At 40.3% G+C, this 24,782-nt stretch carries 28 protein-coding genes; 2 read left to right on the forward strand and 26 right to left on the reverse strand.

Annotated elements, in window-relative coordinates; all coding sequences use genetic code 11:
* Nucleotides 1–306: 306 nt before the first annotated feature.
* Complete coding sequence (locus AC58QT_RS34990) at nt 307–552, reverse strand: DUF7667 family protein (RefSeq protein ID WP_497412964.1); 246 nt, start codon at nt 550–552, stop codon at nt 307–309.
* A 184-nt stretch (nt 553–736) separates the two neighbouring features.
* Here AC58QT_RS34990 and AC58QT_RS34995 point away from each other — a divergent pair, with 184 nt between their 5' ends.
* Both AC58QT_RS34995 and AC58QT_RS35000 read left to right on the forward strand, forming a co-directional pair.
* On the forward strand, nt 737–934 hold the full coding sequence (locus tag AC58QT_RS34995) for a helix-turn-helix transcriptional regulator (protein WP_497412965.1): 198 nt from the start codon (nt 737–739) through the stop codon (nt 932–934).
* A 2-nt stretch (nt 935–936) separates the two neighbouring features.
* On the forward strand, nt 937–1,122 hold the full coding sequence (locus AC58QT_RS35000) for a hypothetical protein (RefSeq protein WP_497412966.1): 186 nt from the start codon (nt 937–939) through the stop codon (nt 1,120–1,122).
* Between the two features lie 12 nt (nt 1,123–1,134).
* Here AC58QT_RS35000 and AC58QT_RS35005 read toward each other — a convergent pair whose 3' ends face one another.
* From AC58QT_RS35005 to AC58QT_RS35125, 25 genes are all read right to left on the reverse strand, one after another.
* Nucleotides 1,135–1,881, reverse strand: a complete 747-nt coding sequence (locus AC58QT_RS35005; protein WP_497412967.1) for a peptidoglycan recognition protein family protein — start codon at nt 1,879–1,881, stop codon at nt 1,135–1,137.
* Nucleotides 1,838–2,248 (reverse strand): hypothetical protein, encoded by a 411-nt coding sequence (locus tag AC58QT_RS35010; RefSeq protein WP_497412968.1) that lies wholly within the window; start codon nt 2,246–2,248, stop codon nt 1,838–1,840. The genes AC58QT_RS35005 and AC58QT_RS35010 overlap by 44 nt, the downstream gene beginning before the upstream one ends.
* Nucleotides 2,245–2,424 (reverse strand): hypothetical protein, encoded by a 180-nt coding sequence (locus AC58QT_RS35015; RefSeq protein WP_497412969.1) that lies wholly within the window; start codon nt 2,422–2,424, stop codon nt 2,245–2,247. The genes AC58QT_RS35010 and AC58QT_RS35015 overlap by 4 nt, the downstream gene beginning before the upstream one ends.
* Nucleotides 2,425–2,629: 205 nt before the next feature.
* Entirely contained in the window at nt 2,630–6,451 is a 3,822-nt protein-coding gene (locus AC58QT_RS35020) for a hypothetical protein (RefSeq protein ID WP_497412970.1), read from the reverse strand.
* 12 nt (nt 6,452–6,463) lie between these two features.
* On the reverse strand, nt 6,464–8,512 hold the full coding sequence (locus tag AC58QT_RS35025; protein ID WP_497412971.1) for a hypothetical protein: 2,049 nt from the start codon (nt 8,510–8,512) through the stop codon (nt 6,464–6,466).
* 159 nt (nt 8,513–8,671) lie between these two features.
* The gene (locus AC58QT_RS35030) at nt 8,672–8,989 is read right to left on the reverse strand and encodes a hypothetical protein (protein ID WP_497412972.1); all 318 of its coding nucleotides are present in this window, start codon (nt 8,987–8,989) and stop codon (nt 8,672–8,674) included.
* 14 nt (nt 8,990–9,003) lie between these two features.
* A complete protein-coding gene (locus AC58QT_RS35035; RefSeq protein WP_497412973.1) occupies nt 9,004–10,236 on the reverse strand; it encodes a hypothetical protein in 1,233 nt (410 codons plus the stop codon).
* A gap of 13 nt (nt 10,237–10,249) precedes the next feature.
* Complete coding sequence (locus AC58QT_RS35040; protein ID WP_497412974.1) at nt 10,250–11,854, reverse strand: hypothetical protein; 1,605 nt, start codon at nt 11,852–11,854, stop codon at nt 10,250–10,252.
* A gap of 3 nt (nt 11,855–11,857) precedes the next feature.
* A complete protein-coding gene (locus tag AC58QT_RS35045) occupies nt 11,858–12,460 on the reverse strand; it encodes a phage adaptor protein (RefSeq protein WP_497412975.1) in 603 nt (200 codons plus the stop codon).
* A gap of 10 nt (nt 12,461–12,470) precedes the next feature.
* Nucleotides 12,471–12,986, reverse strand: coding sequence for a hypothetical protein (locus tag AC58QT_RS35050; RefSeq protein ID WP_497412976.1), 516 nt, complete (start codon nt 12,984–12,986; stop codon nt 12,471–12,473).
* Nucleotides 12,987–13,001: 15 nt separating this feature from the next.
* Nucleotides 13,002–13,298: a hypothetical protein gene (locus AC58QT_RS35055; RefSeq protein ID WP_497412977.1), complete on the reverse strand. Its 297-nt coding sequence runs from the start codon at nt 13,296–13,298 to the stop codon at nt 13,002–13,004.
* A gap of 81 nt (nt 13,299–13,379) precedes the next feature.
* Complete coding sequence (locus AC58QT_RS35060; protein ID WP_497412978.1) at nt 13,380–13,601, reverse strand: hypothetical protein; 222 nt, start codon at nt 13,599–13,601, stop codon at nt 13,380–13,382.
* 24 nt (nt 13,602–13,625) lie between these two features.
* Nucleotides 13,626–14,603: a phage major capsid protein gene (locus tag AC58QT_RS35065; RefSeq protein ID WP_497412979.1), complete on the reverse strand. Its 978-nt coding sequence runs from the start codon at nt 14,601–14,603 to the stop codon at nt 13,626–13,628.
* A gap of 25 nt (nt 14,604–14,628) precedes the next feature.
* Nucleotides 14,629–15,618 carry a hypothetical protein gene (locus AC58QT_RS35070; protein ID WP_497412980.1) on the reverse strand — a complete coding sequence of 330 codons (990 nt, stop codon included), beginning with the start codon at nt 15,616–15,618 and terminating at the stop codon, nt 14,629–14,631.
* Between the two features lie 88 nt (nt 15,619–15,706).
* On the reverse strand, nt 15,707–17,938 hold the full coding sequence (locus AC58QT_RS35075) for a portal protein (protein WP_497412981.1): 2,232 nt from the start codon (nt 17,936–17,938) through the stop codon (nt 15,707–15,709).
* A gap of 1 nt (nt 17,939) precedes the next feature.
* Nucleotides 17,940–19,616 carry a phage terminase large subunit family protein gene (locus tag AC58QT_RS35080; protein WP_497412982.1) on the reverse strand — a complete coding sequence of 559 codons (1,677 nt, stop codon included), beginning with the start codon at nt 19,614–19,616 and terminating at the stop codon, nt 17,940–17,942.
* Between the two features lie 101 nt (nt 19,617–19,717).
* The gene (locus AC58QT_RS35085) at nt 19,718–20,080 is read right to left on the reverse strand and encodes a hypothetical protein (RefSeq protein ID WP_497412983.1); all 363 of its coding nucleotides are present in this window, start codon (nt 20,078–20,080) and stop codon (nt 19,718–19,720) included.
* 15 nt (nt 20,081–20,095) lie between these two features.
* The gene (locus AC58QT_RS35090) at nt 20,096–20,458 is read right to left on the reverse strand and encodes a hypothetical protein (protein ID WP_497412984.1); all 363 of its coding nucleotides are present in this window, start codon (nt 20,456–20,458) and stop codon (nt 20,096–20,098) included.
* Nucleotides 20,458–20,778, reverse strand: coding sequence for a hypothetical protein (locus AC58QT_RS35095; protein ID WP_497412985.1), 321 nt, complete (start codon nt 20,776–20,778; stop codon nt 20,458–20,460). Before AC58QT_RS35095 ends, AC58QT_RS35090 begins: the two co-directional genes overlap by 1 nt.
* The gene (locus AC58QT_RS35100) at nt 20,779–21,384 is read right to left on the reverse strand and encodes a hypothetical protein (RefSeq protein ID WP_497412986.1); all 606 of its coding nucleotides are present in this window, start codon (nt 21,382–21,384) and stop codon (nt 20,779–20,781) included. It lies immediately after the preceding gene.
* A gap of 18 nt (nt 21,385–21,402) precedes the next feature.
* Nucleotides 21,403–22,170: a hypothetical protein gene (locus AC58QT_RS35105; protein ID WP_497412987.1), complete on the reverse strand. Its 768-nt coding sequence runs from the start codon at nt 22,168–22,170 to the stop codon at nt 21,403–21,405.
* Between the two features lie 171 nt (nt 22,171–22,341).
* Nucleotides 22,342–22,809, reverse strand: a complete 468-nt coding sequence (locus tag AC58QT_RS35110; RefSeq protein WP_497412988.1) for an RNA polymerase sigma factor — start codon at nt 22,807–22,809, stop codon at nt 22,342–22,344.
* A gap of 375 nt (nt 22,810–23,184) precedes the next feature.
* Nucleotides 23,185–23,604: a RusA family crossover junction endodeoxyribonuclease gene (locus tag AC58QT_RS35115; protein ID WP_497412989.1), complete on the reverse strand. Its 420-nt coding sequence runs from the start codon at nt 23,602–23,604 to the stop codon at nt 23,185–23,187.
* A 139-nt stretch (nt 23,605–23,743) separates the two neighbouring features.
* A complete protein-coding gene (locus AC58QT_RS35120) occupies nt 23,744–24,295 on the reverse strand; it encodes a dUTP diphosphatase (protein ID WP_497412990.1) in 552 nt (183 codons plus the stop codon).
* Nucleotides 24,292–24,771 (reverse strand): hypothetical protein, encoded by a 480-nt coding sequence (locus tag AC58QT_RS35125; protein WP_497412991.1) that lies wholly within the window; start codon nt 24,769–24,771, stop codon nt 24,292–24,294. Before AC58QT_RS35125 ends, AC58QT_RS35120 begins: the two co-directional genes overlap by 4 nt.
* Nucleotides 24,772–24,782 lie beyond the last annotated feature (11 nt).

The raw sequence follows: 24,782 nt of genomic DNA on the forward strand, positions 1-24,782 counted from the left end.
AGGGATCACCTAGTATATCTCAATACTACCCTACTGATGCTATTTTTATGTTATAATTAGGTAACGATTACAAAGTAGACGGAGAGGTGAAACGATGGGGACATACGTAAAACTTATGTTTAATGATACTGTATATGAATTTACTAATGACTTAGAATTTCATAGTGATTACATATGGACTGAAGGTAACTTCTCCTGCGATTGTAACCGATCTTCATTTATTCAAGAACATTGTGACAGTGAATTTCCTTTAATGGAATGTGGAGATACAATTAAATTGATTGAAGTAAGAGAAGCCCCTACTGATTAGTAGAGGCTTTTTTCTATTTCCGCACAAATTTGATGGTGCCACTCCACATCACCTATACTGTACGCAATCATTGATAGGTTCTCTAGGTGGGCCATCTTGAAACAGTACGCTGCATTAGCAGCCAGTGCATGGTGCATCTCCATCATTTCACTGTCGGTCAATCCTTGTCGCTTGTTAATGGTCCATAGCTCTGCTAAGCGTTGCATTACAGGAGTGATACACATAGCAAGTGCCACCCCCATATTAATGCTGATCCAACACCGATTACTAGCCATGCTGCAAGGTCTGACCAATCATTTTTACCTGTGTTCCATTTCATGCTACCATCTCCCTTTTGGGTTATGGTTAATAATATTCGGTATACACGATATTTATGTTTGTCCATCGAATTTAGATATGATATGCTTATACAGAGGTGAAATATTTGTGAACATTAGATGCAGATTAAAAGCAGTATTGGCCGATGTTGGAATGAATCAAGGTGAATTTGCTAAGGTAATGAAAGTAAGCCCGTCCACTGTTAGCGCTTGGGTAAATGGTACTTATCCTACACTAGACAAGATTTATGAGATTGAAGAAGTTACAGGATTTGATTTGAAACAAATATGGGTAAAGGAGGGTTGAGAATGGCATTTAGAAGAAGATACATGATTTCATGGAAACATGGTGTGACTACAGGAAGAGATCACTGGGTGATGGAACGAAAAGGTAAAATGTCGTCTGCAGATATTAAATCATTGGAGATAACGCTTGGAAAGAAATGGGGTTCTAGTACTCCTGTTGTTATAACTAATTACGTTCAAATAAATTAAGTATATGGGACTCTATAAGAGTCCCTTTTCTTTCATGATCGAATGTACAGCATCTAGCCAATTACGGGCCCATGCACCGTCACCATCGTTTTGTTGTGCTAGGTTGTACATAAACTCAGATTGATTCTTAACAGCAAAGCAGCGCTCTACTTGAGCTTCTATTGTACTGTCTCTTTGGATCTTCATTTGTATGTTCTTAACATCATTTCTTACTCTTACATAATCATATCCCGGGCAACTCGTAGGATTTAATTCTTTATGTGCTTTAATTTCTTTAAAGTTAGGCAGTACATCAATAACCATAAGAATAGCAGCATAAAGAGCATTACGATCTCCATCGGTAAGTGTATCAAAATTAAAATAATCACCAGATACGACAATATGGACTGTATAACCATTGTGGTTGCCGACACCGTATGTACGATCCAGGAGGTCATTGCATTGATAAACACGTCCATTACGTATGAATATGTGATACGGAATTCCTCCCTCTCCTGTGGCATCGTAGGTGGTGTTATTGATGTGCTGATTAGCTATCTTTGACATCATTTGTACGTCTGAATAACTAGCCGTATTAGCTTTAGGGTACGCGTCATGGTGCAGAACAATCGTTGTAAGCTCATTAATTGATCGTGTACCGGCTAACTGGGCCCACGTATTTTTAGAATTCTTAGGTAGTGAATCCGTTACGTCCGTGTAAATAATATTTCCAACATTACTTGTTATTGTCGATGACAATTGAAGGTTGCGCATTCCCATTGGTCGTGCCTCCATTCTGCTTCACTTGCACAATGTCCTTAATTCCCTTACCTGTGATGAATGCTGCAGCTGCACCGGCTATCCACCAAATGTCCGCGTCATCAAGTTGGATCCCTATATATTCACTGAATCCAACGATGAGCAGTACGAATAATAGCGTAAATAGCTTAGTTGAGTTCCAGTTAGGCGACTCACCACGCTTCAATTTAGCTATGTCTGAGATAATAGTTACACCTACGAAGTTAACGGCCAAAGATACACTGGCAATGATCTGTTGCGGATCTAGGTCCCATAGGAACCGTTTGTTAAGTGTTATTGCGATTACTGTAATGATTGTTACTAGAAAGCTTGGCATAGTCCACTTCAAGCTGTTTCCTCCCTTACATTCTTATATCCATCTAATACAACTGTTACAAATTCTCTTACTTGCTCGAACGTTTGCGCATCCTCATAGCATAGATTCCACGCTACTTCATCGCCGCAGATTAGTTTAACTGCGTTAAATACATCGTCTTCGACTGCGCATGACATTGGGACAATCAATACTTATCACTCCTTAGGGAAATAAAAAGAGCCACCAGTTAAGGTGACTCATTATCGGGATATGGTATCCAATGGTACTCATTATTCGTGTAAATAACTAACAGAAGAATTAGCAATGCAACAAGTCCATAGATTATTTCTTTATACTGTCTTTTTCGATACATGATGAAGATACTTATAGAAAATATTAAAATGATTACCCATATCACCTTAAACCAAACTCCTTTTTAAGCTTATTACGCTCTTTTTCACGTGCTTCACTATATATTGTTTCAACACGTTTAGCAGAAGCTTCTGGAGAAATTCCACGTGGTATAGATAATACCCTTCTAGATATTTCTTTTCCTACATCTTGTTGCGATTTTGCAAGTCGTTCTGGAGTAAGTTTGATCGTCGTTGAAACACCTGATTTTTTACCTCTGACTGACTTATCAAAAGGCGAAGGAGCTAATTTTTCATCTCCTGTCTTCTGGATCAAGTCATAAATAACTTGTGATGCTTTATTGTATTGCGTATCAGCAGATTGTAGAGGATTCAAATAATTTGCAATTACACCTTGTTCATTCTGTTTAACTTCACCTAAGTTAGTTACTTTAGGCGGTAGTTTTTGTGATTGACCTGGGATCCTTGATTGCAAATACTCTTTAACTGGCGGAATAACTCCTTCATACGTTGTAGATCTTTGTGATTCATCCTGTCTACGAGCCTCTTGACCAAGCAAAGAAGGAGAGAATGATTTCACGTAGTTCTGGCCTATTTTCTTTGCAATATCCCCTACACCTTCACCAGGTTGTGTATCAAAAGTATCTTTCAACCCTTTGAGTAAAGAAATATCAAACAAAGACTGTCCGGCTGAAACTAGAGATTTACCGACTTGTGTGGACAATGGTATTTCATCACCACGTTTTTGTGCTATATCCGCTTGATTCTGCTGCTCAGCAAATGTCGCGCCAATAGCCGTAGGGAATGCAAATGGTTGCAATCTATTGTAATTTAACTGCTTATCGCCTTCGCGGTACTTAGAAACCTCTTCTATCTCCTTGGTATTACCAGTTATTAGAGCTTTCATCATACGCGCAAATGCGGTTGTATTGAACTTAAACTTACCACGTCCTACATCTTGTTCTAACGCTTGAACATCTTTCGATTTACTCGATGAATCACCTGTAATAATTCCTAGATTACCTAAAACATAACCAGTACCTGTTAACCCAGCAGTACCTATAATGCTTTTTGCAATCGTTTCAGACACATCACGCGGAGTTATATTAGTGTTTTTAGCCATTGTGCTAAGTTCATACAAGCCCTTAACCAATCCTAGTGGTGTCCTCTCTAGTCCAGCCATAAGAAGGTTAGTAGGTGTTCGTACAAATGGAAGTAACGCACCACCTAAACCTATTTTGTCTGATCTCCCTAGTGTCGAGAATAAGTTAGCACCTCTGACTAGTTTTTGTGCACCTTCAGCTGCCTTACTTCTCGTTTGGAAAGTTACCTCTTTACCGAATTTATCAGCTAAAGATACGATATTATCATCAACATTGTTTAAATAACGATCCATATACTGTCTTATTTGATCTTTGCCTTTAATACCCGTGTTTAGAGCGTCTAAGTAAGCCATTTGACGCAATCTTGTTTGAACAGCAGCATTATAAGCTCCATAATCAGCGCTCTTCATAACGGCTCCTAGTGTCCCTTCGGCCCATCGTGCAGGATTCCATTTTGATTTAAACGCTAATCCTCTTACATCATTTTGTGTTGTTATTCCATTAGGGTCAATACCTCTCCAACCTGCTTCTCCACCTACCTTCGCACCTTTCGCGTAGTCAGTTACTGGTTTAAAGAAGTTTTCAAATAATCCTGGACCTTGTTTGAAAGTAATATGTCTAGGTCCTCCCGTAATTGCTGATCTTGCAATGTCAAAAGGAGTTTGTATCATGTTCAACATGCTTCTTTCTAATAATACAATTGGCGAAGAAATAATATTCGTTAATTGCGTCATTGTATTACCTAACATAGCAATGTAACGAACCGCATTAATTTTATCCTCTATGCTTGATTTCTCATACTTATTTAATATTGCTTGAATTTCTCTAGACGCTACTTGCTTGTCATTGGTATTCATTTTACCAATTCTAGAAGCAAGATCATGAATTAATGTAGCATCATTTTGACTTAGATTACCTGCATCAATATATTTTTGAGCAACTCTTTCTGCTCCTGTCTTTGTCGGTAACAAGCGTTCTAATTGCGCTGCTTCTTGTTGTGCGCGGTCAAAAAGATTTGCTAAATGAGGTCGCACACCTTCACCAATATCGTCTATCATCGACTGAGACCACTTAGAGAATGATATAGTACCTTTTGCCAATTTAACAGCTCCTAGAGCCGCATAAGCGCCCCACAGATCAAGTGGCGTAGATGATACACGACCGCTATTTTTCCGAATAAACTCTTTTAATGCAATTTCTTTGGAATCCAAGTTCGCTAGTAATTGATCCCTAACTTTTGTCTCTCTAGGAAGTCTAGGTTGTCTAGCTTCTCTTGAGACTTTCGGAGTGCCTAACATACTTTTAGCATCATCTACGAAAGTAGTTAGTTCTTTTAATTCATCGATACTCAATGTCTCTTTATTCTTCAATTTCGCAGCTATATCCATGACATTTGAAGAACGATCTACACTCTGTCCGGAACGTTGAACAATATTTGCGAATTCGGTTATTTTATCTGCATCTGCCGTTTCTAGTGTCCTGCCAGCATCTTTAGCTCTACGAGTTGCAGCGAGTAAAGCGCCCTCTGGAGTAAGTCTATTCCACAAAGAAGCTGCCTGTACAGTTTGACCAGCCTTCGTTAATTTTTCCGCTAGTTGTTCAGCTATTGTAATTGCTCTTTCTGTCTGGCCAGATTTCTGAAACTCGTCAATCAATCTAAATCCAGTAGCAACACGATCTGCATCTAATTGCTTTTGAGTACCGCCAAGTACATAAGCTTCTGCTTTATCGATATCATTAGAAATACGTCTATTAGCACTTTCAACAGTTCCTGCATTCGTTATTGGTTCATATGTCCTTACAGGTGAAGCCTCAATACCAGCTTGTGCATCTGGTGTTAATTTTCCAGATTGACGTAATGTTGTAATTGTTCTTCTTTCCTGAGGAATGGGTTCAGCTATTTCTCGGACTGGTGGAGATAATTCTGGGACTGAACCTGTTACAGGTATATCCGGTGCAGATGTAGGCTGTTTAAGGTCTACAGCTTTCACTATTTTACCTTTATTTTCAAATGTCTTACCTACTTCTTCGGTATAACTTCTAGCCACTACGTTATCCGGTGCACCTTTTATGAATGGTGAAGTTACTCGGCTTCTTGTGTTCTCCGCTGTGTTTCTGATTGCATTTTGAGTAAGTTTATTTGCTTGTAAGTCTGCAAATTTAGTTACACCTTTAGCTGCAGCTGTACCTAAACCACCAAGAGCTGCACCACCACCTGCACCAATCGCTGCACCTACTAGCACATCTTTAACACTTGCTTCTGGGTTAGCTGCTTGTGTCTGTGCTGCACCTAATGGAGCACCTACTAGTGCTTCTTTAGCAGCTACACCTGCAGCCTTCTTACCTATTGTAGAACCTACTAAAAGGCTAGGAGCATACTTACCAAGTATATTGGTAGCAGCTCCTTCTAATCCACTAATAGCACCTGCTGGTCCTGAAGATACAATGTCACGGCCCGTTTGAGTGATAAAGTGAGTAATTGGATTCTTTTCAATGAATTCACCAGCTTTATCTAATCCTTTTAAAGCCTTACCAATGATAGGAATATTTCTAGAAGCTTCGACTTTCTTTTGATACTCATTGGCTAGTCTCTCTTCACGTCCTAGAGTACCCATGATGTCATCCTGCTCTACAGCTCCACCTATTTTCCCTTTGCCTGTATTGGTAGGTGCAGATGTTTTGAATAATTCAGATGACTTAACAACACCCTTTTTAGAGGATGGCACGTTGCCACTTTTTAAATCTTTAGAACTGACAACCATTTTTACCACCTCTTAATAGGTATCGTTAATGTAATCAAGTAATTTTTTATAGTCACTGTCAGATAATTCAGATGAGTTGGCACTAGCTAACGCCCTTGCATCTGCTTTATTTGTGATATTTGCAGTCATATCGTCTAGGATTTCATCGTAGTTGTTAGCTGATAGTTTTGGATCTATCTTAGCTGTGTCACCTCTTGATAATCTATCTTCTCTAGCTTCATCTAACGCTAACTTTCTTCCACTTTCACTAGCTTGTCTAGCTTCTTGAGCTTCATTAACCGCGGCATTACGTGCGGAAATATTTAATTGACCTTGTTTATATGCTTGGTCAGCTGCGTACTCTAATCCCCACTTTTCATTATCATTATCAAACTTAGCCCAGTATTGATCATCTTTAATCTGATCTCTAGCCGCTGTATAAGCCTGATCATACGCTTGTTTCTCTCTAGCTAATGTAGGTGCCGGTTGTGGTGCTAACCAATCTCCTGCCTCATTCTGCCAAGCTCCAATAGATGCTCCTAGTTGCTGATTCTCTGCAGCAAGACGTTGACGTTCAGCAGGTGAAGCTTTGAACCATGCATCACTGTTTGCGGCCATTCTTTCCTGTACATCTTGAACTGCTGGATCTTGGAAGTATCCTGTGACACCAGCTGTTTTAATGGCATTTTCAAGTCTTTGTTGGTCCTGTTTAGCTTTAGCTTCTGCTTGCTTAGCCAGTGATTCAGAAACCAACTGTTGAATTTCAGCAGGTGCGGCTTGATTAATCTGTGCAATCTTTTGAGCTGCTTGTTCAGCGTTAAGCGTGTTACGACCAGTAATGTCAGCGTTACGCGCCGCTACATCCCTTTGAAGGTTGCTACGAGCCTCTGTAGAAGCAGCTGCTTGAGATCCTAATTGATAGTCCAATCCACCAGAATAGAATCCTCCACGTCGATTTTGTAGCTCCTGTGCGGATTGTCTTCCTACAGTTTCCTGTTGATTAATTTTTCCAATACCTTCATTCAATGCATTGTTATTCTGTTGTAAACCTAACTGACTAGCTTGATTTGCACTTGCTAAACCTTGGTTAATAGCAAGAATTTGCGCATCGTTTCTAGCCTTAATTTGATCAGCTATTTGCTTAGTCAACGAATCAGTTCCTGTACCCAATCCAATGCCAGTAAGTCCTGTTGTTGGAGTACCTGTATTATTAGATCCAGTTCCTGTACCACCAGCACCTGAACTTGTATATGTAGAGTTAGGAAGTGAGTACCCTACACGATTAGCATCAGCCTGTAAAGCACTAATTAGGTTTCTATCACCTGATTGTATAGCCTGGTTATAGCGGTCAATCTGTGTCTTGATATAGTTTTGTATCCCACCTTGGCCACTTGCAGAATTGTTAATCCAATCCGTAGCAGATTGTTGAGATGATGTTAATCCACTATTTCCATATGAGTTCATTTGTGATGCATTGTTAGTTGAGTTATTTGCTGTTGCCGTATTTGTAGTCGTATTTTTTGGGTAGTTATTGTATATGGAAGCATTCGATTGTAGTCCGCCTTGAGCCAATTGATTTGATAAATATTGCTGGAGTCCCTGTTGATTATTTGATGTGTTATAATTCATGATGTTTTGGAATTGTTCTGGAGAAGCATATCCATCGAACTTATTTCCGCCTGATGATGTATAATCAAAACTTACACTAGCAACTGGACTTCCATCTGCATAATACTTAGCTGAGTTAGGATTAGACGGATTTGTTGAGTAATAGTTTGTACCCGGAACTTGGGAGTACATACTACCCAACCATGATGGTAATTGAGCTTGTCCAGATTGATTTGTCTGTGTAGGTGCTGGCGATGTATACGAACTACCATTATTACTACTTCCATAATTATTTCCGCTACTATAATTGTTATTATTGTTATAAGTAGGTGTAGATGACGTGTAACTGCTTCCTGATGATGATGGGGCGATTGTATTTCCTTCCAACTGTTTAAGGGCTTCCGCTGCAGCAGAACCACCCTGTTTCACTTGATTAGATAGTGTATCATATTGCGATTGGCTAATTGTTCCCATGTGTCACCACCTCATTCACAATTTCTAGGTGTTGCTAGTATTTCATACGCTTCTTCTTGTGTTAACCTACCTGATTCGACCATTGCAGACACATAAGATTCATCTATCTTGCAAAGTTTCCACTGTCCTAGAAAGTACTTGAGGAATACTGCTGACATATTAAATACCTCCCATTAATAGCACGTTTACAACGTCTTGCAGGTCAGATAGTTGTTGTTCTATAGTTGGTGGTTCTGGTGGCCGCATATTCCATTCATCATCAAGTTCGATTTGATTTCTTGCGACGATGGAACCATCCAGTAGTTTGTATTTAAACTGTAATCTTTCTGTGAGAAGGTCAATAGTAAAATTCCTGCTGAATTCTCCAGATAGTTGAATTTCGTCATCCACTCTTTTATCTGTTTGCCATTCGCTATATCCATCAATGATTACGCTACTTTGATCCACACGAATATAATGTTTGTAAGTTTCGATCAAGTGTATGACCTCCCTTATAGTTCTGCTTCTGCCACATATTGAAAATCAATTATATTGTCAACTGCAATAACTGTTGGAGATGTGTTATTAAGTGCGATGAATGAGAAACCTGTGTCTCCTATAGAATTCGCCGTTGCACCTGTTCGGTCAGTTGTTAAAGACACCCTTATGGCATTTGCTACACCTGATATACTGTATAAAGTCACTACGGGAGTACCATTCATCACTCTTTTAAAAGGAACATAACAAAAAATTGTAGATGAAGTAGAAGCAGGGGCGGGATTTCTTGTTTGATAAGCTATTGCGCCATTTGTAACTGCGGTACCAGGTAATGTACCTTGCGTATAACTTTTGGTGTAATAAACGCAACAATCATCTAATTCTTCATTAATGCTTTTCGGTTGAAATGGAACCGCAACATCACCAATATTAACTTGCATTTGTGAAACGTCTATACTACCACTTCCACCGAATGTCTCACTCACTGACTGTCCATACCTCGCAAGTGCAAACGTAGAACCAAACATCACATTAAAACTAATATTTAACGTGTCATTTATGTCTAATCCAAACGTTTTACCTACTAACGTGTTGCTCGTAACAGTCACCGTGTATTTTGTCCACGTTGGTGTGAGTGTGATTATATTGCCTATTAATTGCTCGTTAGCAGAAGGCGTTCCATTCGTACCATATGTTTGAGTTGCATGAACACCTAACTTTTTATTAGGCATATCGGATTTAGCATAAAAACTAATTGTTAACTTTCTGCCATCACCACATAAGTATCTTGTTCCGTTTTTAATTATTTGTTGTATTCCGTACGAGTCATTTACACCAAATCCAGAACCTGTTCCATTCGGATTGATTCTGTAAAAGAAAGATGTATTTGCAATGTCTCCGGGTGTCACTACACCTCTAGAATGAATTATTGTTGTCGGTAGTGTCCCTGTATTTGCGAAAGAGACCTTCCAACGGTCAGATGTATAACTAAACGTACTTGGATTTGTGAAAACGATGTTTCTTTGCCAAATATCAAAGTTACCATTTATCAATGCTTGTCGTGCTAAATCAGCAGGATATGGTGTTAGTAGTCCATTTGCAACTAATCCAGCTGTATAGTTCCAGTTATCGTCGATTTGATCGGATACAACATCAAAACATGCTTCTGTTTTCTCATCACTGTAAACTTCTCCATCATTCTGAAAGTTTGATTCTAGTAATACCCTATTAACTGGACCGGCTGTCATGGTTAAACCTCCCTTAACCTGAATACGTAACTTGTGGACGTGTTTCAAACCTTATATCGTAAAGCTCTACAGGTTCACCACGGCTAGAGCTTAATTTTATCTGAGCATATTGACCCTTCAGGAATATCCTGAGACGTTTAGCATTGTTAATGATGTCTGTTAAATTCGTATTTGCGAGTTGACCTTGACCAATGATAGACACACCAACAATAAATATCTCTGTTTTTATAGCCTGTTGTTGTATGAACTGACCAATCATTGTATTAACCTCTACATCAATCGTCGCACTTTGTAAGAATTGCTGAGCTTCTATAATTAAAATGTCCCAGAAGTGATCAAAACCTGTTAACACAGGATTCATTAGCTTGCTGTACCAATACCATGAAACTGCTGGACCTGTCGTTTGCGCAAAGTTTGTATAATCAAAGTGTTTATTGTCATCAAACGCATGAAGATGACCGTCTGCAGAAATGAAATAATACTGCGTTGTATCAGCATAATAATCAGTTGCAAGTACATTGTTAATCGGATGCCATTGATCCGTGTGAACGTCATACACCATACCTTGAAATGTACTACCCCTCATCCACGTCAACCAATACTTACCATCCGTGAAATAAGACACCGCATTTGACCACTCAGACTGTGTAATTCCTAACTTATTCCAATCTACCTTTCCATCAGTTACGTCCCTTGTAGCCAATCGTGTGGCGTTATCCAAGCTTTTAGTGGCTACGTTTACCACTGCGCTTACTCCCCGATCCGTTTGGTAGAATACTTGCTCCGAATTATCGGGGAATACGACGATCTGAACGCTGCGCGGATTCACACAACCATCTGTTGTATCAAGGAAATCCTGCGACCAATCTGTTGCAACCGGTGTAGCGCTGTAACCATCACCAAATAGAACGCCAACATTCTTCTTCATAAACACTAGCAATGAGGATCCAAAGCTAATGCAAGTCTGAATAGTGTCACTGTCCTTTACCCAACGTTGAAAGCTAGTAACTGGGAAATAATCGAAGAACCCGGGCTTACTGTGATAAATGGTATCTTTACTTGTATTCCATATCACCAATCTATTGTTATGTGTTGTAATCCCCTGTGCCGGATTAGTTGTATTAATCGTAGCTAAGTTATTTGCGGGTAATGGGCTTGAATCATTAGCAGCAGGAGTAATGTTAACCACCGCTGTTCCGTTGTATGATTTCAAGTTTGATCCATCAGCAATAACCAATACCTCTACAGCAGCATCATTACGGAATTGAACCGCATTGATATTAGCAGTATTGAGTGCATTGGTCATCGTTTGAGCGTCCCACGCTAATGTGCCTGTATTGTATTTATATAAAGTAGTACCACCTGATGCTACAATGTTAGTCGTTGCTGCTAACCGATATGGAAACATTCTAGATAGTCCACCCACTCTGGGTGTCTGCGTAATCAACTTCGTACCTGGACGGTGCCTTAATGAACCAATCCTACCAGGTATCAAGTTGACCATATCGGGAGATTGTTTAATGTCGATCTGTGAGAATTGTACATCCGTGTTAACACCTAAAAAGCTATCTATTTCAAGTGTTACCGTGTCACTACCGTTACGATCCATACGTGCCATAGTTTACCACCCACCTAATAAGGCTCGTGCAGCCGCATCTCTTATCTTCCTGCGTTCAAACTCATACATGCGTTCCATCTCAGAAGCCTGTCCAGGTTGATTATTGTTTCGTAATCCCCTTGATATTGCAAAATATATGAGGGCATTTTCACCAATTGTTGGTACTTCAGGTTGTTGAGTATTAGCATCAACTGTGTTCAAGAAAGCTGGATATCTTGTATAAATACCTGTGAATACTTGATCTGACGTATATTCAAACAAATCAAGTACATAGTTTGCACCGCGGTTAAGGACAAAGTATCCCTGAAACCAATTGTTATAATAAGGACCATCTGATGTGTAGTGCCTACGTTTAGGAACCATACAAAAAAAGTTCTGGTCCTGTAGTTCTTGTAACTCGAAAAAATCATCTGGTAAATCATATTCCCTTTTACCTGCAATAAACGTAATTGAAAAATTAGCAGTAAGATTAATGTCTTCCACTAAGTCTTGCAATGCAGCATTAAACCCATCACACCACTGTGCATTTGTGCTAATACCACTATTGTTATAGCTGTTCATGTTCTGGCCCCTAGCTATAAGCTGCGCTACCGTACTTCTTCCCATATTCCACCCCCTACTCCGACCATAGCCAAATCACACGAAAATCAATGATTGTTACCGCACTTACATTAGTAAATCGCAATATATAATTGGTGTTAAACTTCAATGTTACATAGTTGACACTAGATGGCGGTAAATCTCCAAGGCCAATAACTGGTGAGTTCAAACCAAAGTGTTCTAATGAGTCCAACGTGTTCCCACCTACAATCGCGGTAGGGTTAGAGCTTGCAAATACAGTAGATACAAATGTACTATTGCGATCTGCGTTACCCACTGGAACAACATCGACACCATCCACACATGTGGAACCCTCAAATATAGTGAAATCAACTTCACCCTCAACAAACTCGACAACTTGGTCATATAACCGCAGTTCAGAATCACCTGTTTTAAACTGATAGTTAACTGTCGCTCCGGGTAAAAATGCATCTTCTTCGAACGTAACTACTAGTACATTGTTTTGGGTAGTTGGATCCGCACCGAATTGCGGGTAAATTGGGTATTTCGTATAACGGCCAATGAAAGGCACATAACTCACCTACCCTTATTGTCTTTGTCTACTTCTTTTCAATCCTTCAAAGGCAGTTCCGCGATCATTCTCTTCCAAAGGGTTTTGAATCTCTCTCTTTTCCTTGTGTGTCTGCGTTTCGTTCGCCTCGGATACCGTGAAATTCACCTTTTTGTAAGCATCTCTCCATGAAAAATAAACACCAAGTTTCACATCTGCACCTTCACGCAAGTCGTACTCTTTGCTATCCCATACCGCGATAATATCAGCTTGTACATGTACTAATTTACCTAGCTCTTCACGGCTATATTGTTTGATTTCGTAAATATCCATAAAATAGTCTCCTCTTTAAATAAAAATAAGGGCTACCCTATGAGTAAGAGTAGCCCGATTCCTTGCGGTTATTCGGAGGTATTAAGTTGATGTGTTGGACTTAACAGTAGTTCCATTGATACAGAACTTCATAATACCAGTAGTAGTGTTAATCCAGCATCGCGGGAATGTAACAAGCAACTCAGGCGCTCCTGGGTCAGCTGTTAACACTTCCACTGTCAATTGTGAAATAGCTGTATCTACACCTGTGGTATTCGCATATGCACCTTGTTTAAAAGAACTATTTGTACTTGGACCTGCCATATTTATCAGTCTCCTTTATATTTATTATGGTGTTGTTGTGTCAGCAGAAGTGATACCAGTTAGCTTAACGTTGGCACGTGGCTCTGTACATACAAGCTCACCAGACCAAAGAATCTGTCCAATCTTCGCATCCATGTTAGCTGGTTTAACCATTTCTGTTGGTTTAAAGTTGATTACAGGGTCACTCCAAAGCTGTACTGTTTCAGAGTTAATCATGTACAAAGTATCTGTTTGGCAGTACTCATCATACACTACTGGAACACCCATGAAGTTGATGTATGGGAAACCAAGGTTACCGAACATTTTACCAGCATTAGAAGTCATACTGTGTTCTTGGAATCGATTACGACACAGTGTGTTAACAGCTTGCCATGCAGTTAGACCAGCAACCATGTAATCTGGTGAATTCTGCATACCACCACGAGAAGCAGCGATATAGTTGTTCGTCAGATCATCCATACCCAGCGCACCGATAGCGGATTGCTGCTTTGCTTGCCACCATGTATTCACAGTACGGTCAATACCTGCATAAGTAGCAGTTCCAGTACCATTATCAATAGCAGCAGCTAAACCTAGGATATCCTTACCACCGTTACCCGTACCATTTGAAAATATTTGAGTAGCCATCTTATCAAACATTGTATCTTCAGCATCTTGCATTGCAATCTCTGCCATGGAGAAGATAGCGTTTTTACCACGGCTTGAAGCCATCTCGTAACCGTTGAAAACAATGGACGCATAATTCTGCTTGCGATTGAATTGAGCGTCTGTACGCGTTTGCTGAGGCGTGATATCGAGTGTGTCATATCCTTTGTACGATCCCGCATTTGTGGCTTGTACATACTTGATTTGTGGTTGGATCGTGTCGCCACCTTGATCCCACTTTTTCTCCTTACGCATAAGCATTGTAAATGTAGGGGACCGTTTCACGATATTGTCGTACATTTTCTTCGGGATTTCATTTACCCACGATGCAAAATACTTATCAAAACTAGTTGCCATATTAAAAACCTCCTGAAATTAGTAGTTAATTTGATAGACTCTTGAAGAAATCTCCCCAACCTTGCGAGCTGTTGTAGGGATTTCCTTTACCCGGTGTAGATGTGACCGTTTTAGGTGCAGACGGTGCTTGTCTACGTGTTTCCTGAAGCTTTTGAATAGCCCGTGCTTCGGCTTCCTTGCTAGTTTTCTTTAAATCTTGTTTAGATGACTTTAGTTTTTGCTTAGCAAGATGACCTTCAGCTATCTCTTTAAGAGTTGTAGGTGAAAGGTTCTCACTTTTAGCACGTTCTTGAAGTGATTGAAAGTAATCATCTGTTACTAGATCACCATAATCACCCTTTAACTCACTCTTAATTTTGGTCATTTCAGTTGATAGTTTAACTCCCTCGTAGTCACCTTTGAGAGTTCCCATCTCCTTCTGTAACCTTTGGTTCTCGTTCATTAAATGATTGATGTACTGACCGTATTGAACGTCTGCTAGCACCTCATCCAATGGTAGTGCACCCGTAGTCTCGAACTGTTTAACGGCTTCATTGATCTGTTGCCATAACCAAGGATTGGACTCTAAATGGTTCTTGAATCCCTCGATTGGTCTATAAGCTTCTCTCTGCGCTTCAAACTCTTTACGTTGTGTTGCTAACTCTTGCGTTTTCTTTGTGTAGTCTGATTGTCGTAAGAACCCATTTTTTAGCTCGGAGAGCTTAACAGGCTTCTTACCATCTCCTAATTCAATCTCAGGATCTTCATCTACAATAGGTTCATCCTCAGATTCAACTACGTCCTCTGTATCTTCTGATTCTTCAACGTCTTGAAGTTCATCATCCGAAACATCTTCCGTAGTTTCTTCCGCAATCTCGTCGCTTTCTTCAAATACTTCAGTATCAGTGTCCCCTTCGGGTTGCACTTCCTCAGCGTAGGCTTCACTAGGCACATAAGGAGCTGAATAAATACCCTCCCACGGCTTACCGCCACCGCTACCTTCCGTATTGAATATGGCCTGTCTAACTTTAAACATGTAAATACCTCCTACCGAATCCATTTAAGGTTGTTCGGTACCGAATTTTGGGTATATAAAAGGGCATAGGATTCTCACCCATGCCCAGCTAAGTTTGTGATATTAACTCAAGTATCTGTTCATCACTCATGTTTTGTGCTTCTGGTGCTGCATCTCTCACCTTTTGCAAGATACTAGACAGATCATTTCCACTGTTTTGCATACTCTGATCAGCAATTTGTCCTTGATTGGACATTTGTTGCTGTTGGAGTTTGCTCTCATTGGTCATCTGTGCCTTTTGTATCTCTGTCTGTGCTTTGATCTGCTCTAGCTGTATCTGCGATTGTATCTTAGCATCTGCTTCTGCTTTCGCCGCTGCAGCTTGTGCTTCTTGTTGACGTTGTGCATTCTCTGCCATGCGCTTCATGATCTTCTCTTTGTTAGGATAATCATATGCATCCAACAAAGCTTCCTGATCAATAGCACCTGCTTGGAAAAGCTCAGAAGCTTCTTCACGCCTAGCAATACGAGACTGCGGTAAGGATGATCCTGCTTCGATTTCAACAGTCATTTGCAAAATTTTATAAGCCCTATCTACTTCTTTTTCTTCATCGGACTCTTTTCTTTTATTACGGGATTTGGTGGCGGTGTCAGCATCTGTTTCTTCACCGTTATAATCGTTGCCTTCGAGTTCTTCTTGTTCTTCGCCATCAATACCACTCTCCATATCAGGTTTAAGTTTAGTCCACTCATTAGGATTAGCGTACATAAAGAACTCTGATTTACTCATGGTAGGCTCGCCTGTTTCGGCGTTCATACCTTGCGGAATAGGTTTTATATCAAAAGGCATTTCATTACCTTGATACTCTTGCATCTTCTTCACGTCATCATACTTGGTGTAATCACCTTTAACTCTAAAGGCCCTAGTTTGTGTGTAGAATTGCATAGCATTTGAAATTATCTTCTCCGCGATGTTCTTGTTAAACAACTCAAACTGGTCAATCATAGTTTTAATGCGTGTATATGCAGCTTCCTGTTGCAACTGTACTTCCTTACCGCTGGATGCCTGAGCTGTACCACGGAAAGAATCATTAATGCCACTAATATTATCCATGATAGCGCCTAAGTGATCGAATAATGAAGTTGCACTACCTGGCATTACAGGTACATTCATGTAGTCTGCAATAGCTTGTAGAGGAACCATGTCAGGATTATTAATAGGTATGACACCCGTTTCATTTGCTTGCTCTCGTAGCTTCTCAGGGTCTCTCACATTGCCCATTGTCGTATTAAACAAAAGTGGCGGATTCCCGTGTAATTGAGCATTGTTAATGTAATACTGCATAAGCAAGTTACGCTGCACATTCATTTCTTCCATTTGCTCATTGACCGGTATTCCCCAAGCACTGAATATATCTTTAATAGGGCTAAGGATATCGTAAGGCAAACGTCCATGATAAAAGGGATTAGGCATATCATCACACAGGATATCATCAGCCCAGTGTGATACTCTCCAGCAATCATCATCGTCTCTATACCAGTAGTGAATATAGGCAATGACATTCTTATACTTATCCTGCTCATCAAGCTCAGGAAGGATTGTGTAACGTTCTGTTTGCCTAGCTTGTGTAGCATTGTTATTAAAGATTAAGAAGTTCTTGACAGTTGCCAGCCATGTTTTAAACCAAGATGATCCTGTACCACTACCAGATCCTTGCGTCCATGGTCCCATGCTTGGAGTAGCATTGTTGAGCTCACTCTTGATATCTGGATGCAGTCTAAGTACTTGTGACTTTCTCATAGGCTCTACATAGAAAAAGAACCTGCTATCTTTGTCTAAGTGACAAGCTGCAGGATCTGTCCAACACCAACGAGCATTCACAACATCAATACATAGCTTACCTGTATCATTCTTATACTTCTTATCAAATCCCGTGTAAGCGAATGAAGATCGTTGTATAAGAGCCATACGCATCAACTCTTGGCTCATATAGTCCCAGTTATTAATGTCATACGTGTTATCTAGTATGTCATTCAATCCATTAGCATGGACTGTGTAGTCAGGGTAGTCACTCGCTACATGAGCACGTATACGGTTATTAGTGACAATAGGAACCACAGTCTCTACGTAGGCGTAGAAGTCGCTTATCTTGAACTCACAGTCATCTACATACCTGTAATTCCTGTATATGTCGTAATCTTTATCCATACGTTGCTGGATAGGGTCCATAAATCCCTTGGACTCTTTGAGATCATCAGAAAATTGGTTCTTTAAATCTAGATATTCCTGACTCTTGCGGTCAATTTTAGGTGATTCTTTATTCTTACTATCCTTAGCCAAGTTACACAACTCCTTCCATATGCTTTAGCACTACTTGCTGTGCAACTAAGTTATATATATCAGCTAAGCTGAAGTGATCTGCACTATCATTAATCCACATTGGTACTGCACTACCTAACCGGTCGAACTTCAAGTCCTTATTATCATTGTTAAACTGCTTAGACTCACCATTTGTACCTACTTTACGTTGCGCCTTCCAATGCTTACAAAGGCTTTCTTGACCGCCTGACATACCTGATAACGTCGGTTCCATGCCATCGATGAATACCTTCCTATCACCAGTAATATAACCGTCAACTGCCCTATCAAAAGCACGAGTTCTATGGACGTTAATGATTCGAGTTTGGTAATCAGTTGCATACAATTCCTTCCTCGTGTCTGAGTAGTCAAACACACACCTCCACACCTTGCCAGGAAATGCTTTTGTTAACCTCACTGCTATTTCAGGATAAGGTGCATTGTCTAACACGCACATGCTAATGTTCTTCATCTTGAAATAGTTGTGTAATGCCTCTTCACCTTGCAGTTTAATCACTTTGTCAATTCCATTCTCAGTACCTTTCACAACGTGGAAATGAGGGTTATCAATGGTTCCACCAACGTCTACGCCAATGACGCGATACTTACCATCATTCTTCATCACATAGCCATTCTCATCGTACTGCACATTCTTGATAATGTTTGATGGATCTAAACTATTACTATTACTTTGATATGGCCTACCTAAGTCAAAGTTAGCGAATACATCAGGTAACATAAGCTTCTCATCACGCATGAGTTCAGCTGCACTAATCCACGGCGCCATCATTTGTGAGATCCAATAACCACTGATACCCCACTTATCATCGTTAAACTTTTCTACCCATTCCTTATCACATGCATGTCTATCTAACACCTCATTACAAGCACCACACACATACTCTTTACGTTCTCTGCACACATGGTGAGTATTACCACCATCAAAGCTCTCAGGCTCATATGTGATGTATGAAGCGTGTCCACAATTGCACCAGTAAAAGTAATGCTTCTGGTCCGACAATTGCCATGACACATCAACACCGAAGTTTGCAAAGCTAGGATTGCTAAACTCCCACTCTGCACCATATGAACTTGCCTTAATACGCGACTTGTAAGCGTTCAGGACGGGCTGATTAGACCTGTCAAACTCATCCTTAATCAGAATGTCAGCTGTCTGCATAATGCTCGCTGAACGACCGTGTGTGCCCTTCATAAGCCAAAAGCCTACGTTAGTTCCATCTAGTGTCTTAAACGACTTTGTATGAAGTGAGTTATCAATCATGAATCCCTGTATAGAATCATTGTTATCCAGGATCATGTTAGTCTTAGCCTTTGCAAATTCCTCTGCATCACTATCTGTAGGCAATGTGTAAATCACGTTATGCCCTAGCTTGATACAGTGATACATAGTCTTGAAGATACTTATTGTACTGAATCCAACCTGAGCGCACTTCAACACCGCTAACAGTCTCGATTCATCCTTCAATGGGTCAATCAAAAAAGAACGATCGTGGAATTCCATAGGAACACCATTCTCGTTCTTAAAGCCATTCTTATATATCCATTCATAAGCACTACTTATGTTCATTGTCTGTTTAATGTTGTTACGTCTTGCTAATTCCTTTTGCAGTGCAGCACGGCTATATACATCAAGAGCCATCCTCATCAACCTTCGCATCACACGTATCGCATAGAACGTGTGTGAAGTCATACTCCTTATATGAGTCAGGAAGACTCACTATGGTATTACAACAAAAACATTTAACTTCCATCATCCATCAACCTCTTTAACTCAGATTCACTAAGCGTTTTAGGATCAACAAATATAATCTTTTCAGCTCGATCTTTCCAACCTAATTGTTTCAATGAAAAAATAGCCATTGGTGATTGTAGAGTTCCCGTAAGAGCACCAATCTCTAGTGCTTCTTCCTTTTTTGCTATGGCAATCTTTAATAGTTCCGAAAATTCTTCTCGGTCGTACAGGTAATTCTTACTAATTCCATTTCTCCAACAGAATCCTTGAATGATTGGAATCTCTGTTTCGTTAATATATTGCTCGAACTTTTTCACGAGTTCAGGCATATCCACTTCTTTTATTTTAGGCGGTCGCCCTACTTTCGCCATATCATTCACTCCTTCCTAATCTCCTATCACAGTAAACATCACTGTAGATCCTGCTACATTCGTTATCGTCACACTGCCTAGTACAGGTATACCTAGTAACACGATTCCAGTGAATTGAAACCGTGTAACCGTAATCTCAACATAGTTAGAACCAATTGTAGTTGCTCGTGAATCAACTGGTAGTGCGTTGACTACATCAGTAGCCCAGCTACGAACATTGTTAAATATATTATTCCCTGTTGCTGTACCATCATCTGTTAAGTAGAACCTTGCAACACCAGAAGCATTTGTAACAGCAGAACCTACGAAAATCTTGCCATTGTTAAGGATTGTATTACCGTAATATACCTTAGTCGTAGTTAAGTTCTTAACAGGCATTAGTACCACTCCTCAAGATATATTGGCTTATTTGCCGCAGTATCTGAGATAGCTCTTATTTCTCCTGTGTATACCAATCCTGCTGGAAACACATAAATTTCACCTTCACGTAAACCAACACCATTTGTTACTGTAGCTGCGCTTGCGTCAAAGTGAATATATACGAGAGCTGCAGCTGTACTTAGATTCTGTATAAGAATGTACTTACGTTCTGCTCTAGCTGCTAATATCGTGACGGATACATTGCTCACGTTTAAAGTTTGTTGGCTTATACCATCTACTTGTAGTTCATACGTAGGGATCTGATTAAATACTGACATCTACACACCCTCCGTTACATAGAGAGTCTTACTTGAACCAACAGCGATAGCTCTAATCTCACCGGTATATATCTCATTGTCATTAAACTGGAAATAGGCATTCTCACGAAACAACATCCCATTCGTTACCGTTGCAGCACCTGCACTAAACTTAACAAATACTCGACCTACTGTAGTACCTCTCTGGATCAAAAGAAACTTGCGATTGGCATTAGCTGATAATACTAATGTGTCAGCAGATGTTACAGACACTACGCTTGAAGTCAGCGTTAACGTGTTTAATGTTTCATTCGTTTGTACAGTACCTGCGATTGATGAAACTGCAATAGTCCCACCAATCGTTACAGTACCACCAATACTTGTAATGCTCGCAACGATTGCCGGTATACTCGCTATTGTCACATTCGGCAAGCTTGTAATGCTAGCCACAATAGCGGGCAAACTTGATATTGCAATCGTTCCATCAATCGTGACAGGTTCGACTAACTGTACAGTAACTGTATTCGTGATCTCATCAATCGTGATCGTACCACCAATAGGCGCTAAAGAAATTTGTATATCCTCCAATAGCGCTTTTATACTTGTAAGCCGCCGTTCACCAGGCACGATCGCTCACCTCACTTCTTATTGCCAACTCGGTTTAAACTCTTTTTCGAATCTCTCGAGCCTTTTTTCCACGTAGTCTCGAATTGCTTGCGAAACCACTTCTCCAGGTTCGGAGTCGACAGATACTGCTTCGGATCCGCTTGCCTGAAAGGGAAACTCTACTTTCGGTACTTCAACGGGAGAAAGAATTGAATTGCTTCCAAGCTGAGTCGCACTATTTTCTGTGCGAAACTGTAAGTCCGGTGCAGCAGTTGAAGGATTGTTAGCTGCTTGACGCGCTTCGAATCTCGCAACCATTTCATCTGCCGATAGCTGTTTAAGACTAGCGATACGGTTCTTAAGCGGTTCACTAGGAGCCTCGTACTTCTTCTCTTCCTTGCTCTTCTCATACGTCTCCTTCAATTCCGCATAATCTGTCTGAAGCTTATCAAGATCATGTTGAAGGTCTGCAGATCGTCCAATTTCCTTGTCTAACAAATTCTCAGTATTAGTCAACCTACTGTTCAGGTCTTCCAACACTTCTTCATGGGCCACATTTAGCGCATTTAACTGCTCAGTGATAAAGTCATGCATGATAATGTTGAACGTCTTACGGCGATCTTCATACTCAAAAATACGTTCACCATTAGGTGGTGCTGGTACAATCGCATCAAACAATCCTAGATCCATAATCAAAATCATCAGTTCATCTTCAAGCGTTGTTACCACTTCTGGCTGTTCTGTTGCGCCTTGTGATCCTTGAATGCCAGCACGCAGAGCCGCCAATTGTTCTTGCACAGTTGACAAATAGTTTCCTCCTTAAAACGTGAATAAACACAAAGAAACACGAGTAGGAGGAAACTACTCATGCTCTTTTGTGTGGAAAGAAATATGTTACGGGAAAGATGAGAAGTGCTACTCGACCGCGCGTTTAGCTATCAAAGTAACATCTAGCTTTCTTTCCACAATTAAATTATACTATACTGTTTGAGAAAAAAAAGTAACATGATTATCTGGCATTTCAATTTCTTGGAACTTTGTAAAACGTAGTGCATCTTTCAGCCTAGATAATGCAATTTTGTGGTGCAACTTAATTGTTTTCACATGATAATGCTTACGATCAGCAATTTGTTGAAGGGTATATCCTTGCATCCACTTTAATTTTATGATGGAATACTGTTCGTCAGTTATCGTTTCCAAAGCGCTATCAATCTCAATTACTGTTGTTTTATATCGTAAATAGTCATTATAATCATCAAACGAGGTGTTACCCATGTCAGCCATTCTACCATTCAGAGCAAAGAACAATTCTGACGCTCCTGAACCGCCTGACATTCCACTGTAATTGGCGATTCCTGCGCTTGGCATGGGTCGATGCCTCTCATATACATTCACAGCATGTTTATACGACGGATACCTCTTCAACAATTCCTCAACTTTGTTCATGTGGTTTCTCCTCCCATTTTTGCGACTCTACATACCTGATATACCTATCCACTACACGTTCTTTATCCGGTTCACGATCAAATTTGTACAACAGTGACATAATCTTCTTTCTCTCATCGAAGTCCTGTATCTTTGCCAACTTTGCTAGGTTCATTCATGTCACCTCTGTAGACCGATTTAAAGGCATCTGTAAGGCATTTACTATTACGAATGATGTTTGGGTCGTCCGATACTAGAATGACACCTACATGACGTCCTGAGAGGCTTATAATGGTGCTCATTACCATATCCATGTAATCACCTGATAAATTCCGACGTAAACTAATACACTTGATAGCATTACTAGTAATAATCCAGTTCTTACATCCACACTCCTCATACAACTACCTCCAACACTATTTCAATCCTAGGATCATCTGAATACCACTTTCCACTCTTACCATAGTCCACTACTTGGCTGTCATTCCTCACTAGAATCCCTTCTAAGGCATCTTCTACCCCTTTAATATAGTTTGATAGGTCCGGCTTACTTTTAGGCCTTAAATCGCCTTGTAGGGCTTTATATTTATCTACCTTACTGAAACTCTTGGGAATAGGTCGATACACTTTCACAGTTAGTGATACAGGTGACTCTATTAATTCCCTAGGCTTGTACTGACTAGCTACTGCACTCACATACTTTTTATAATTCTTAGACTTACCAGGATCGTACATAACCACGTCGCCATGTTTCGTCTTACCAGCTCGTGGTCTCCCTTGTGCTACTGGATCACCGTATACAGTAAACTCGATCATTCCCTCACCACCATCATTCCTAGGCCCATCACACAGGTACGACACTTGTTAAATATGATCCTCGCTTCATACTCGGACATTACTTTCCCGAAAGGAGTACCGTACACGCACATCCTAATCTTCTTCACGTTGCCCCCTCCTAGTACCCGTTTAGTTGCCTTTGGTGGTTCACCGCGTTTTTGTCCATGTAGGCTTGTTCGATTTGTTCACCTGTAAATCCGATTAGTTCGCCCAGTCCGAGGAAATTATTACATATTCGCATATAATCACCTTCGTTGTGGTCATCATCGAAACTTCCAATCGTATAAAATAAGCGATTAAACTGTTTTATGATTGAATCCATTTTAAATTTATACAAATTCCTTTTTAACGCAGGAATGCTTTCGTCGTAACCTTTATGAAGTCCAATCGATAAGATGAAGTGCAGGCAGTCTACATATTCTTCTAGGAGTGGATTTCCTACAACTGTGTAAGATAATTTTCGTTCGTCCGCATAATGTCGTCGTTCCGTCCTCGGCTCCTGATCCTTACTCCAATACTTAAACCCACGCCACTCATTCGCACATTCACCAAGCTCCACTTGTAGTGCTAGTATCAGGTAAGGCAGCATATCCATTTCCTGTAATCCTTTTTCACTGATAATCTTTGCATCTAGTTCCTTCTGCATATCAAACAGTTTCGATAAATTCACTGTGCACTCTCCTTGTTTTTCCTCAGCATTTCCTTTGCTTGATTCTGTTTGAGTCCCTTGAAGCCTAACGCGTAAGACCTATGCTTGACTGTTGCTTCTGGAACTCCTATAGCCCTTGCAAAAACAGTCAACTTCCCATACTCGGCTATACCTGCAAGTATTTCATCTGCCGTTAAACTATTTCTCTTTTTCCGTGTCACGCCATGATCCATGTGGTAAGAAACTTCCCTGGGTTTAACATCATATTTCACCGCTGGTTCTTCTTTGATCACTTCCACGTCTGTCCGGTCACTCATAGCAACCAACTGTTTACCAAACTCATGTAACCGATCTGCTATCGGGCATATTTTACAGGCGTGTAGATCCTTACTAGTTCGCTTAGGACAAACATGGCAATACTTTTGTTCAACCTCCTCAATCTTCTTCAGCACTGCAAATCTCCTTACGCGTCTGTTCCTCCGTTCAATGGCGTTCATGTTATTCACCT

Source organism: Paenibacillus sp. J31R109, from assembly GCF_059692055.1.